Here is a 13,555-nt window from a genome sequence, read left to right as displayed (position 1 = left end):
TCCACAGCGCCGGGCGAGTGACCCGGAGCAGGATGGAGGACATGCCTGAGGCGAATCTGCTCGTGGTGGAGGATGACCCGAACATCCTGGAGCTGCTGTCGGCCAGCCTGCGTTTCGCGGGCTTCGAGGTCAAGGCGGTGGGCGACGGCGCGACCGCGCTCGACGCCGCCGCCAAGGTGCGGCCCGACCTCGTCGTGCTCGACGTGATGCTGCCGGACCTGGACGGCTTCGAGGTGATCAAGCAGCTGCGCCAGGACCGCGGCCGCGTGCCGGTGGTGTTCCTGACCGCGCGCGACGCCACCGACGACAAGATCCGCGGGCTGACCCTGGGCGGCGACGATTACGTCACCAAGCCGTTCAGCCTGGAGGAGCTGACCGCCCGCATCCGCGCGGTGCTGCGGCGCACCAACGGCGAGACCGGCACGCCCCGGCTGACCTTCGCCGACCTGGAGCTGGACGAGGAGACGCACGAGGTGCGCCGGGCCGGCAACCTGGTGCAGCTCTCGCCGACCGAGTTCAAGCTGCTGCGCTACCTGATGCTCAACCCCAACCGGGTGCTGTCCAAGGCGCAGATCCTCGACCACGTGTGGAACTACGACTTCCGGGGCGACGACAACATCGTCGAGTCCTACATCTCGTACCTGCGCCGCAAGGTCGACAACGTCTCACCCCGCCTCATCCAGACCCTGCGCGGCGTCGGTTACGTGCTGCGCAAGCCGACGTCGTGAAGCTGGCCCGGCCGACCCGCGACCAGCCGCTGCGCGTCAAGCTCGTGGCGTACACGATGCTGCTGCTGGTCCTGGCGATCGTGCTGATCGGCGTGGCCAGCCACATGGCGATGCGCCGCTACCTCACCGACCGCCTCGACGGCGACCTCGACGGCGCCATGAGAGCGCTGAAAGCACAGGTGGCCAAGGTTTCCTTCCAGCCCGGCACCAACACCACCGTCCTGCTGCCCAGCGACTTCATCATCGGCGGCGAGAAGGGCGGCGAGCTCGCGCCGGGCGAGGAACCCTGGTGGCTGCACGGACCACCCAACGTGACCGAGCAGGACCTGCCCCGGTTGCCGCCGCCCAGCGAGCTGCGCGGCCGGGCCGGCCAGTACCTCACGGTCCACGCACGCGACGGCGCACCGAACTGGCGGGTCCTCGTGGGCGAGCTGAAGCTGAGTGACCGCACCGACGTGTTCCTGGTCGCGGAGCGGACCACCACCATCGACGACGCGGTGAACCGCCTGCTGTGGATCAACATCTACGGTGGCGCGGCCGTGCTCATCCTGGCCGCGATGATCGGCACCGAGCTGGTCCGGCGCAGCCTGCGGCCGCTCGCCGCGATCGAGAAGACGGCACGGGCGATCGCCGGCGGCGACCTGACCCAGCGCGTGCCCGACCCGGAGGAGGGCTGCGGGACGCCCCGTACCGAGGTCGGCTCGCTGGCCCGCGCGCTCAACGCGATGCTGGCGCAGATCGAGACCGCGTTCACGGCCCGCGCCGCCTCCGAGACGTCGGCCCGCGCGGCCGAGTCCGCCGCCCGCGACGCCGCCGAGGCGGCACAGGTTTCGGAGGGGCGGGCGCGCCGCTCGGAGGAGAAGATGCGGCGGTTCGTCGCCGACGCCTCGCACGAGCTGCGTACGCCGCTGACCACCATCCGCGGCTTCGCCGAGTTGTACCGGCAGGGCGCGGCCCGCGAGCCGGCGGAGACCGCCGCGCTCGTGAAGCGGATCGAGGACGAGTCCCGCCGGATGGGGCTGCTCGTCGACGACCTGCTGCTGCTGGCCCGGATGGACCAGGAGCGCCGGTTGCAGCCCGGCCCGGTCGAACTGCGCGTGCTGGCGGTGGACGCGGTGCAGGCGGCGCGGGTGATGGATCCGACGCGACAGGTCGAGCTGGTCGTCGCTCCTGACGCGGGCCACCTGGTGGTCGCCGGGGACGACGCCGCGCTGCGCCAGGTCATCGGCAACCTCATGAGCAACGCCCTGGCACACACGCCCCCGGGCACCCGCGTCGAGTTGCGGCTGCGCTCCGAGTCGGAGCAGGCTGTGCTGGAGGTGGCCGACGAAGGCCCCGGCCTCGACCCGGCCCAGCGGGACCGGGTGTTCGAGCGGTTCTTCCGTGCGGACGCCGCGCGGACCCGCCGGGCCAACGGCCACGTCAGCACCGGACTGGGCCTGGCCATCGTGGCCGCGCTGGTGGAGGCGCACCACGGCACGATCGAGGTCGACAGCGAGCCCGGCAAGGGTGCCGTGTTCCGGGTGCGGGTGCCGCTCGTTGAGATCACCGACGATGCAGATGATCAGTTCGACAGCCCGTCGGAGCAGGTGGATGCCTGATGAAACGCGCCTTCGACCCCGTGTTCGACCCATGACCGGGCCCGACTCACAGACATTTTCCAGATCCAACCCAGAACAGACGCAGCGTCGCACGGAAGACTGAGGACATGAGCGAGTACGACAAGCCCCAGACCGCAGCGGAGCCGGCCGGACCGGTCGAGCCTGCCGCCGTACCCCCGCGTCCGGAGGCGACGGCCGGTTCCGTGCCGGCCACTCCTGCTCACGCGGCACCCGATGACACCGTCGTCAACCCGCCCCAGACGGCTGCTCAGACGCCCGGCCTGCCGGTCGAGCCCGCGCCGGCGACGGCCCCGGCGACGTGGCCGCAGCCCGCCGCGGCGGCTCCGCCGCAGCCCGCAGCCGGACCGCAACCGCCCGCGGCCGCCTACCCGGGTGCCGCGCAGACCGGTTACCAGCAGCAGGGGTACCCGCAGGCCGCCCCGGCCTCGGCACAGCCCGGCTCCGCCTACCCGGGCACTCCGGCGACCTACCCGACGTCCGGTTACCCCGGCGCCCCGACGTCCGGTTACCCCGGCTCGGGATACCCCGCCGCGGGCTACCCGACAGGTTCGTACCCGACCGCCGGCCAGCCCGCGTGGACTCCGCCCGGCACGCCCGGCAAGAGCGTCGGCGGCACCATCGCCAAGGTGGCCCTCGGCTCGGTGGCCGCGGTGCTGCTCGCGCTGGGCTCCGGCGTGGCCGGCGCGGTGATCGCGACCAACTACGCCCAGGACGGCAAGATCACGGTGTCGTCCGGCAGCACGGCCGCCGCACCCGTGGTGGACCGCTCCTCGCTGTCCGGCGTGGCCAAGGCGATCCAGCCCAGCGTGGTGAACATCAGTACCGGAACCGGCGAGGGCTCGGGCATCATCCTGACCGAGAACGGCTACATCCTCACCAACAACCATGTTGTCGCCGGTGCCGAGGGGCGTGACGTCACGGTCACCCTGTCCAGCGGCAAGAAGGTGCCCGCCAAGATCGTGGGCACCGACCCGCGGACCGACCTCGGCGTGGTCAAGGCCGAGGCGACCGGCCTCACGCCCGCCCCGTTCGGCAACAGCGACCAGGTCGCCGTCGGCGACACGGCGCTGGCCATCGGCAGCCCCCTGGGCCTGCGCGGCTCGGTGACGGCCGGCATCATCAGCGCCCGCGACCGCACCATCTCGGTCGGCGAGGGCCGCTCCACCTCGCTGTCCGGCCTGCTGCAGACCGACGCCCCGATCAACCCGGGCAACTCCGGCGGCGCGCTGGTCAACACCAAGGGCGAGGTGATCGGCGTCAACACCGCCATCGCCACGAACGGCAGCAGCGACGGCAACATCGGCGTCGGCTTCGCCATCCCGAGCAACAAGGCCAAGGGCATCGCCGAGCAGATCATGAACGGTAAGCCGGTCAGCCACCCGTACCTGGGCGTCTCGGTGACCGCCTCGGACACCGGCGGCGCCGCCATCAGCGCGGTGACCGAGAACAGCCCGGCCAACAAGGCGGGGCTGCAGAAGGGCGACATCATCAGCAAGTTCAACGGGAAAATCATCAACGACAGCGATGACCTGGTGTCTGCCGTCCAATCGGGCACCGTCGGGCAGCAGGTGACCGTCGAGTTCAGCCGAAACGGCGAGGCCAAGACGGCAACTGTCACGCTCGGCGAAGCGTCCTAATAGCAGCGCACAGGATCTGTGCCTCCTCCCCACCCGGCGGCGGGCGGGGGTGACCATCGGGGTTGGTCACCACCGCCCGCCGCCACCTTTGTGCCCGGCCTGTCGCGCGCCATGATCGCTCGACTTGCCGGGCACCTGTGCGTATCTTGAGCAGGCATTCGCCCGGTTGCCAGGCAAGTCGGGCGATCATGTCGGAGCATTCCGTTCTGGGTCTCCCCGGGCGGCGGCAGCATGCCAGGCCAGCGGGCCGGTCAGCCGGCCGGTGCGGACGGGGCGTTGGGTGGCGATGGGCGCGCCGGTAGTGCCTTCTTTCCGGGAAATGGTTGCCTCAGGGCGGGTGAGGCGGCTCAGTGCTGGTTCAAGATCTGTTTTTGTGGACGATGGACGCCCCTATGGGGGCAGTTGGCGTCCACAAAAACAGATCTTGTCGCTGGGCGAAGGCGCGGGGGTGCCGGCGTCGAGGCGAGAATGTCTCACCGTCTCGCCTCCTCGCCGCGTGCTCGCGTGGCGGCGTGGCGGCGTGCCTGGGTTGCGGTGCGAATGCTGACGCTCTGGCTGACCGGCCCCGTGGCGATCGCGGGCGTGCTCAGGTGAGACGGACTCGGTAAGCAGCTCACCGGCTGTAGCGCGTTAAGAAGGGCACCTTCTATATCGCGGAGCGACAAGAAGGTGCCCTTCCTTTGGTTGCTGCCCGTCCCGGGGAGGCGGCCCCGGGACGGGCAGGGTTGGGGGAGGACCGGGGTCAGCGGAGGGCTTCGGCCAGGTCCTCGTCGGTGAGGTCGGTACGCGGCTGATGGGCCACGGTCGCGGCGGTCGCCTCGGTGTGCTGCTCGGCGCGCGGGGCGGAGTGCTTGCCGCCGTTGCGCTTGCGCTTGACCCGGGCCTTGAAGCCCTCCACCAGGGAGTAGAGGACCGGGACCAGGACCAGCGTGAGCAGCGTGGAGCTGACCAGGCCGCCGATCACCACGACGGCCAGCGGCTGCGAGATGAACGCGCTGGACTCGGTAAGGCCTAGCGACATCGGCAGCAGTGCGAAGATGGTCGCCACGGCCGTCATCAGGATCGGGCGCAGGCGGCGGCGACCGCCCTCGATGATCGCGTCCCGCGTGGTGTAGCCGTCGGCCCGGTACTGGTTGATCAGGTCGAGCAGCACGATCGCGTTGGTGACCACGATGCCGACCAGCATCAGCAGACCGATCATGGCGGCCAGGCCGAGCGGCTGACCGGTGACGGCCAGCAGCCCCAGCGCGCCGGTCGCCGCGAACGGCACCGAGATCAGCAGGATCAGCGGCTGCACCAGCCCGCGGAACGTGGCGATCATGATGATGAACACCAGGGCGATGGCGACCAGCATGGCCAGTCCCAGGTCGCCGAAGGCGTCCTGCTGAGCCTCGGTGACACCGCCGATGGAGTACGACGCGCCGTCGGGCAGGTCGAGGCTCTTCAGCTTCTTGTCCAGCTCGGCGTTGATCGTGCCCAGGGCCTCCTGGCTCGGGGTGCCCGTCACCTTGGCGGTGCGGACCTGGTCCACGCGGTTGATCTGGCTCGGGCCGGCCACCGTGTTGACGTCGGCGACGGCGTCCAGGGTGACGCCGGGGCCGATCGGCAGGGCGCGCAGCGCGGCGATGTCGGCCGGGGCCGCACCGGTACGCAGCACGACCGGCTGCTCGATGCCGTTGAGCACGACGCGGGTGAGCGTGGTGCCGCGGAACGCCTGCCCGACCAGCTGACCCAGCGCGGCGTCGCTCAGCCCGGCCCGAGCCGCGGCGGCTCGGTCCAGGGTGACCTGCACCTGCGGGGTGTTGGCGGCCAGGTCGCTGTCGACCTCGGTGACGTTGGGCAGCTCGGCCACGGCTGCGCGGATCTGCTCGGCCGCGGCGCGCAGCGTGGCGTCATCGGCCGCCTCGACCGCGACCTCCAGGCCGTTGCCGCCGAAGCCGCCCTGCACCGCGCCGACCACGACCTCGCCGACGGCGCTGTCGTCCAACGCGTCGATCTTGTCGCGCAGCGTCTCGGTGAGCTTCGCCTGGTCGGTGCCGGTCTCCGAGGTCACCTGGAAGCGGGCCTGGGTGGTGTTGGCGCCGCCGCCACCGCCGAAGATGCCGCCGCCGCCACCGACGGTGACCTGGTACGACTTCACGCCGTCGGTCTCGTCGAGGATCTTCTCGACCCGCTTGGCGGCCTCGTCGGTGCTGGCCAGCGAGGTGCCGATCGGCATCGTCTGGCTGATCGAGAAGGAGTTGCCGGAGCTCTCGATGAAGCTGGTCTCGATCTTGGTGGCGAGGTAGCCGGTGCCCGCGATCACGCCGAACGCCAGCAGCAGAGTCACGAAGCGGTGGCCCAGCGACCAGCGCAGCACGGGTACGTACACCCGCTGGAGCGGGTTGCGCAGTTCCTTGGCCTCGGCCTCGGCCCGGACCTTCTCCAGCTCCTCGGCGGTGCCCTGCGGCGACTTGAGGAACCAGTACGCCATGACGGGCACGATGGTCAGCGACACCAGCAGGGAGGCCAGCAGCGCCGCGGTCACGGTCAGGCCGAACGGGCCGAACAGCTGCCCGACCATGCCGCCGACGAGCGCGACGGGCAGGAACACCGCGACCGTGGTCAGCGTCGAGGCGGTCACCGCGCCGGAGACCTCCTTCACCGCGGTGAGGATGGCCTGCTTCTTGGGTTCGCCGTACTCCAGGTGGCGTTTGATGTTCTCGAGGACCACGATCGAGTCGTCGACCACCCGGCCGATCGCGATCGTCAGGCCGCCCAGGGTGAGCAGGTTGAGCGAGTAGTCGCCGGCCCACAGCGCGATCAGCGCGATGACCACGCTGACCGGAATCGACACGGCGGTGACCAGGGTCGAGCGGACCGACAGCAGGAAGACCAGGATCACCAGCACGGCGAAGGCCAGGCCGAGCGCGCCCTCGGTGGTCAGGCTGCTGACCGAACGCTCCACCTCGGGGGCCTGGTCGAAGATGACCTGCAGCGCGCCGCCCGCGCCGAGCTGTGCGGCGAGTTCGGGCAGCTTGTCGTTGACCTGGTGCGAGATCTCGACGGCGTTCGCGCCGGGCAGGGCGGTGACGCCGACGCCCAGGCTCGGTTTGCCGTTGGTACGGGTCAGCGTGGTCGCGTCGGCGGGCGCGGAGGTCACCGTGGCGACGTCCTTGAGCTGCACCGGGGCGGCGGCGGGCTTGCCGGCCACGGGCCGCTGGCCGCCGGCCGCGCCGAGGTACAGGTTGCCGATCTCGTCGACGGTGCTGAAGCGGCTGCCGACCGCCACGGAGTAGACCAGGCCGCCGTCGGTGATCACGCCGCCGGGCATGCTGATGCCGTTGGCGGTCAGCGCGCCGGTCACCGCCTGTGCGGTCAGGCCCTTGGCGGCCAGCTTGGCCGGGTCCAGGTCGACGGTGACCTGCGGGGTGCGGTCGCCGGACAGGGTCGCCTCGCGTACGCCCTCGATGTTGTTGAGGGCCGGCAGGACGGTGGCGCGCACGCGGCGGGCCAGCTCCTGGTCGTCGCCGCCGGCGCCGCTGGCGGCCAGCTGGATGACCGGGATGTCGTCAGTGGTGCCCGCGAAGACCGCCGGGTCCACGTTCTGCGGCAGGCGGGCGTCGATGCGCGCCAGTGCCTGCTGGATGTCGCCCTCGACCTGCTCGACGTCCGCGCCGTAGTCGAAGCTGACGCCGATGGTGGCGGAGCCGTTGCGCGACGTCGAGGTCACGTTGGTGACGCCGGTGACGCCCGCGACCGCCTGCTCGATCGGGATGGCGACCTGCTGCTCGACGATCTCCGGCGTGGCGCCGGGGTACGCGGCGACCACGGAGACCATCGGGAACTGCAGGTCAGGGAACATCTGCTGCCGCAGTTGCGGCAGCACGAAAGCGCCCGCGCCGAGGATCGCCACGGTGATCAGCGCGACGAGCCCGCGGTTGGCGAGGCTCAGCCTGGCCAGGAAGGACATGACGACTCCAGGTGCAACACGGTCGAGCGGTATGGGGGAATGCGACCGCCGCAGTCAACCAGCCCAACGCGCAGGAACTGTGAACCGAACCTGAAAGCCAGCCGAAAGCCGCTTCGAGTTCGTCACAGTCGGTCCTCGCCAGTTGCCCGGGGGACAGGGGGAACGAGTCCCCAAGGTACGCGCCGCCGACCGGCGAATCAGGCGATATCGGGCGTGAGCTCGGTGACTTTCAGCATTTATTCGGGTTCTCTGCAGGGGGCATGCGGGCCGGACCGGGCACACTTGCCACGCCCGACGAAGCGCGCACCCCTGGGAGCTGTCGATGAAACCCGAGAAGGGCGAGCAGCGCCGCCTGCTCGTGGTGGACGACGAGCCCACCATCGTGTCGCTGCTGTCGGCCAGCCTGCGGTTCGTCGGCTTCGAGGTGCGCACCGCCGCCACCGGCGCGGAGGCGCTGGCGGTGGCCGCCGAGTTCAAGCCCGAACTGCTGGTGCTCGACGTGATGCTGCCCGACTGCGACGGCTTCGAGGTGGTCCGGCGGCTGCGGGCCGGCGGCGCGCACGTGCCCGTGCTGTTCCTGACCGCCCGCGACGGCGTACAAGACAAGATCACCGGGTTGACCGTCGGCGGCGACGACTACGTCACCAAGCCGTTCAGCCTGGAGGAGGTCGTCGCCCGGATCCGCGCCGTGCTGCGCCGCACCTACACCGGCGCGGCCGCGCCCACCGACGACACCACACTGCGTTTCGCCGACCTCGAACTCGACGAGGAGACCCACGACGTGCGCCGGGCCGGCAAGCTCGTGCGGCTCAGCCCGACCGAGTTCAAGCTGCTGCACTACCTGCTGGTCAACTCCGACCGGGTGGTCAGCAAGGCGCAGATCCTCGACCACGTCTGGCGGTACGACTTCGGCGGCGACGCCCGCATCGTCGAGTCCTACATCTCCCTGCTGCGCCGCAAGGTCGACACGGTCGACCCGCCGCTCATCCACACCCTGCGCGGGTTCGGCTACTCCCTGCGGCTGCCGAGATCGTGAGGCGGCTGATGCGCGGGCCGAAGCGCTGGTCACTGCGAGCCCGGTTGCTGGCCGGGGTGCTCGCGCTGGTCTGCGCCGGCTTCGTCGTCGCCGACATGGCCAGCGTGTCGCTGCTGCGCATGTACATGATCCAGCAGATCGACGACCAGCTCGACCTCGCGATGCACGACCTCACCGCACGTGACCGGAGCGAGTTCACGCAGGACGAGGTCGACAAGTTCACCAAGGACAAGGCCGACGGCAGGTCCTTCTTCGACGCGTACGTCCTGGAGCTGCGGGACAACGACGGCGGCGTCCAGGCGCAGTACGGCCGCGACCAGCGCGGCGGGCCCGCCCTGCCGCGCCTGGACATCGAGTCGGTGCGGCGGCTGGCCGGCAAGCCGTTCTTCGTGCCCAACGAGGTCTCCTACCACCGGCACCCCGGCTACCAGGTGCTGGTGGGGGAGCGGCTCGACGGCACGGGCAGCGTCGTCATCGCCTACGACCTCACCGGGGTGGCCAAGACGATGGCCCGGCTCGGGGCGATCGAGATCGCGGTGACGCTCGCGGTGCTCGGCCTGGCCACCGCGCTCGGCGTATGGGTGATCCGGATGGGTCTGCGGCCGCTGACCGAGGTCGAGCAGACCGCAGAGGAGATCATCGCGGGCGGCGACCTGTCCCGCCGGGTGCCCGAACAGGTTGCCCCGCGCACCGAGATGGGACGGCTCTCGCGCACCCTCAACACGATGCTGGCCCAGATCGAGGGCTCGTTCGCTGAACGCACCGAGTCCGAGGCACGGCTGCGCCGCTTCGTCGCGGACGCCTCGCACGAGCTGCGTACCCCGCTCACGGGCATCCGCGGCCTGGCCGAGCTGCACCGCCAGGGCGTGGTCACGGACCCGGCCGAGGTCTCGGCGCTGCTGGCCCGGATCGAGACCGAGGCGACCCGGATGGGCCTGCTCGTCGAGGATCTGCTCATGCTCGCCCGGCTCGACGAGCAGCGACCGCTGCGCAGCGAACCCGTCGACCTGGTGCCCATCGCCGCCGACGCCATCGAGTCCGCGCAGCTTCGCGAGCTGGACCGGCCGCTGCGGCTGGAACTGCTCGACGGCGAGCCGCCCGTCGTCCTCGGCGACGAGGACCGGCTCCGCCAGGTCGTCACCAACCTGCTCGGCAACGCCCTCACCCACACCCCGGCGGGCACGCCGGTGACGGTGCGGGTCGGCGTCGAGGACGACCGGGCCGTGCTCCAGGTCATCGACCGTGGTCCCGGCCTGTCCCCGGCCCACGCCGAACGGGTCTTCGAACGCTTCTACCGCGCCGACCCGGCCCGCGCCCGCGACCACGAGCGCTCGCCCGCGGCCGGTTCCGGCCTTGGCCTGTCCATCGTGGCCGCCCTGATCGCCGCCCACGGCGGCGAGGTCTGCCACCGCCCGACCCCCGGCGGCGGCGCCACCTTCCGCATCACCCTCCCCCTCTGGGCGTCCTGACCCCTCCGCCTCCGCCTCCGCCTCCGCCTCGGTGCGAAGGAAGGGCACCTTCTTATCGCTCTGCGTAGAGGAAGGTGCCCTTCTTAACGGCGAGTGGCGGGGGCCTGCGGCGATGATCGCGGTTTGTGGCCAGAAAGTGCGGTCCGAGCCCACTTTCTGGCCACAAACAGCGATCATCGCCAGGCGTTCTTCACGCAACACAAGATGATCATGAAGTTGGGGCCGCGACACGCCGCCGAGCCGTGTCATAGGTTTATGATCAACTCGGGTGGGTGGGGAACCTTAAGCGCGGGTTAAAGATCGGCAGTCACCTCTTGTGTGGCCGAGGTCACCGGATTAACTTTTAGCAAACTTAACTAACGGTTTCCTCATAGCTGCCTCGCCCCAGGAGGGTGATCGTGCAACGCAAACCGCTCCTCAACATCTTCGTCGCCACGGCGACGGCGCTGGTCGGGACCGCTGTCGCCATCGCGGTGTCGGGCACCGCCGGTGGCGCGGCCGTCGACCACACCGCCTGCCGGCCGGATGGTCTGTATCAGACGCCCGGCGTGACCGTGCCCTACTGCGACGTCTACGACACCAACGGCCGCGAGTCGATGGGGGCGGGCCACCCGCGCCGCATCATCGGCTACTTCACCAACTGGCGCACCGGCAAGAACGGCGCCCCGGCGTACCTGGCCAACCAGATCCCGTGGACGAAGATCACGCACATCAACTACGCGTTCGCGCACGTGGACGGCACCAACAAGATCTCGATCGGGAACCCGGCCGAGGCCAACAACGCCTCCACCAACATGACCTGGCCCGGCGTGGCCGGCGCGGAGATGGACCCGGCGTTGCCGTACACCGGGCACTTCAACCTGCTCAACAAGTTCAAGAAGCAGTACCCGGACGTCAAGACGCTGGTCAGCGTCGGCGGCTGGGCCGAGACCGGCGCGTACTTCGACGGCAGCGGCGCGCGGATCGACTCCGGCGGCTTCTACCGGATGACCACCAACGCCGACGGTTCGATCAACACGGTCGGCATCAACACCTTCGCCGATTCCGTGGTGACGTTCCTGCGCACGTACGGCTTCGACGGCGTGGACATCGACTACGAGTACCCGACGTCCAACAAGGATGCCGGTCACCCGCTGGACTTCGGCCAGTCGAACGCGCGCCGGGCCGGCCTGAACGCGTCGTACCAGATCCTGATGAAGGCGCTGCGGGAGAAGCTCGACACGGCCGCCGCGTCCGACGGCAAGTACTACATGGTCACCGTCGCCGCCCCGGCCTCCGGCTGGCTGCTGCGCGGCATGGAGTCCTACCAGGCCACGCAGTACCTCGACTACATCAACATCATGTCGTACGACCTGCACGGCGCGTGGAACCAGTACGTCGGCCCGAACGCCGCCCTGTACGACGACGGCCAGGACAACGAGCTGACCGCGGGCGGCGTGTACAACGCCTACGCCGGCATCGGCTCGCTGAACACCGACTGGGCCTACCACTACTACCGCGGTGCGGTGCAGAGCGGGCGCATCAACATCGGGGTGCCGTACTACACCCGTGGCCACCAGAACGTCACCGGCGGCACCAACGGCCTGTGGGGCACCGCGGCCAAGACCGCGAACTGCCCGATCGGCACGCAGAGCCCGTGCGGCAACGGCGCGATCGGCATCGACAACCTGTGGCACGACCTGGACACCGCGGGCAACGAGGAGCCGGCCGGCTCCAACCCGATGTGGCACGCCAAGAACCTGGAGAACGGGATCGCGGGCTCCTACCGGGCGGCGTACGGCCTCACCCCCGCGACCGACCCGGCCGACACCCTGACCGGCACCTACGTGCGCAACTACTCCTCGACGCTGGTCGCGCCGTGGCTGTGGAACGCGCAGAAGAAGGTCTTCCTGTCCACCGAGGACGAGCAGTCCATCGGGGCGAAGGCCGACTACGTGGTGAACAAGGGCATCGGCGGCATCATGATCTGGGAGCTGGCCGGCGACTACGCGTACGACTCGGCGGCCGGTGAGTACCGGATGGGCAACACGCTCACCAACACCATCGCCGCGAAGTTCGCCACCGCCTCGGCATACGGCGCGAGCCGGTCGAACACGGCGCTGCCCGCCCAGACCATCAACGTGGACGTGCAGCTCGGCGGGTTCGCCCTGGGCGACTCGAACTACCCGATCAACCCGAAGCTGAAGCTGGTCAACAACACGACCACCACCATCCCCGGCGGGGCGGTGCTCGACTTCGACTACGGCACCTCCGCCCCGGGCAACATGAGCCAGCAGTCCGGCTGGACGATGGCGGTCACCCCGGGCCACACCGGCAACAACGTCGGCGGCCTCAAGGGCGACTTCCACCACGTGAAGCTGACCCTGCCGAGCTGGCAGACGGTGGCCCCGGGCGCGTCGATCGAGCTGACGCTCAACTACGTGCTGCCGATCGCCTCGCCCTCGAACTACACGCTCACCTTCGGCGGGCAGACCTACAACCTGGCGGTCAACCGCAGCCGGGGCGGTGTCGCCCCGACGGTGTCGCCCTCGGGCTCGGTTCAGCCGAGCGCGTCCGCGTCGCCGAGCACCCCGCCCGGCACCTGCACCGACCCGGTGTGGAGCCCGACGCAGATCTACACCGGCGGCAACCGGGTGTCGTACAACGGCCGCGCCTACCGTGCCCAGTGGTGGACGCAGGGCGAGACCCCCGGCGTCGCGTCGGTCTGGGTCGACCTCGGCCCGTGCACGGGCGGCAGCGCCTCGCCGTCGGCCTCGCCCAGCGCGTCGCCGTCGACCAGCCCGTCGGCCTCGCCGAGCGTGTCGCCCAGCGCTTCGCCGAGCGCCAGCCCGTCCACCTCGCCCGGGGCCTACCCGGCGTGGGCGCCGAACACCGCGTACGCGGTCGGCGCGCGGGTCACCTACGGCGGCCGGTCGTACCAGTGCCGCCAGGCGCACACCTCCATCACCGGCTGGGAGCCGCCGAACGTCGGCGCGCTCTGGCTGGCCCTGTAACCGGTCCGGCCCGGCGCGCCGCCCCTTCCAACCGGCGCGCCGGGCCGGCCCTCATCCCGTGAAAATGTGCTGCCGGTCACCGTCTGAGCAGGTCTGACAGCTCGGACGGGGCCGGCAT

General features: G+C 70.5%; 7 protein-coding genes. 6 read left to right on the top strand and 1 reads right to left on the bottom strand.

Translation table 11 applies throughout. From position 1 onward, the window contains the following. Positions 1 to 32 precede the first annotated feature (32 nt). The 3 genes from AB0B66_RS01555 to AB0B66_RS01545 all read left to right on the top strand — a co-directional run bounded on the left by AB0B66_RS01555 (position 33) and on the right by AB0B66_RS01545 (position 3,987). A complete protein-coding gene (locus AB0B66_RS01555) occupies positions 33 to 728 on the top strand; it encodes a response regulator transcription factor (protein ID WP_360521140.1) in 696 nt (231 codons plus the stop codon). Positions 729 to 784: 56 nt separating this feature from the next. Beyond that, positions 785 to 2,329, top strand: a complete 1,545-nt coding sequence (locus AB0B66_RS01550) for a HAMP domain-containing sensor histidine kinase (protein ID WP_360521741.1) — start codon at positions 785 to 787, stop codon at positions 2,327 to 2,329. 107 nt (positions 2,330 to 2,436) lie between these two features. Continuing rightward, entirely contained in the window at positions 2,437 to 3,987 is a 1,551-nt protein-coding gene (locus tag AB0B66_RS01545) for a trypsin-like peptidase domain-containing protein (RefSeq protein WP_360521137.1), read from the top strand. A gap of 742 nt (positions 3,988 to 4,729) precedes the next feature. Here AB0B66_RS01545 and AB0B66_RS01540 read toward each other — a convergent pair. Then, positions 4,730 to 7,939: an efflux RND transporter permease subunit gene (locus AB0B66_RS01540; RefSeq protein ID WP_360521134.1), complete on the bottom strand. Its 3,210-nt coding sequence runs from the start codon at positions 7,937 to 7,939 to the stop codon at positions 4,730 to 4,732. Between the two features lie 322 nt (positions 7,940 to 8,261). Here AB0B66_RS01540 and AB0B66_RS01535 point away from each other — a divergent pair, with 322 nt between their 5' ends. From AB0B66_RS01535 to AB0B66_RS01525, 3 genes are all read left to right on the top strand, one after another. Then, complete coding sequence (locus AB0B66_RS01535; RefSeq protein WP_360521131.1) at positions 8,262 to 8,975, top strand: response regulator transcription factor; 714 nt, start codon at positions 8,262 to 8,264, stop codon at positions 8,973 to 8,975. A gap of 8 nt (positions 8,976 to 8,983) precedes the next feature. Next, positions 8,984 to 10,444, top strand: coding sequence for a HAMP domain-containing sensor histidine kinase (locus AB0B66_RS01530; RefSeq protein WP_360521128.1), 1,461 nt, complete (start codon positions 8,984 to 8,986; stop codon positions 10,442 to 10,444). Between the two features lie 398 nt (positions 10,445 to 10,842). Further along, entirely contained in the window at positions 10,843 to 13,437 is a 2,595-nt protein-coding gene (locus tag AB0B66_RS01525) for a glycosyl hydrolase family 18 protein (RefSeq protein WP_360521126.1), read from the top strand. Positions 13,438 to 13,555: the final 118 nt, after the last annotated feature.

It is taken from the genome of Catellatospora sp. NPDC049111 (assembly GCF_040648615.1).
Taxonomy (GTDB): domain Bacteria; phylum Actinomycetota; class Actinomycetes; order Mycobacteriales; family Micromonosporaceae; genus Catellatospora; species Catellatospora aurea.
The sequence above is the reverse complement of the archived record's forward strand: the minus strand, read 5'-3'. Positions and strand labels throughout refer to the sequence as shown.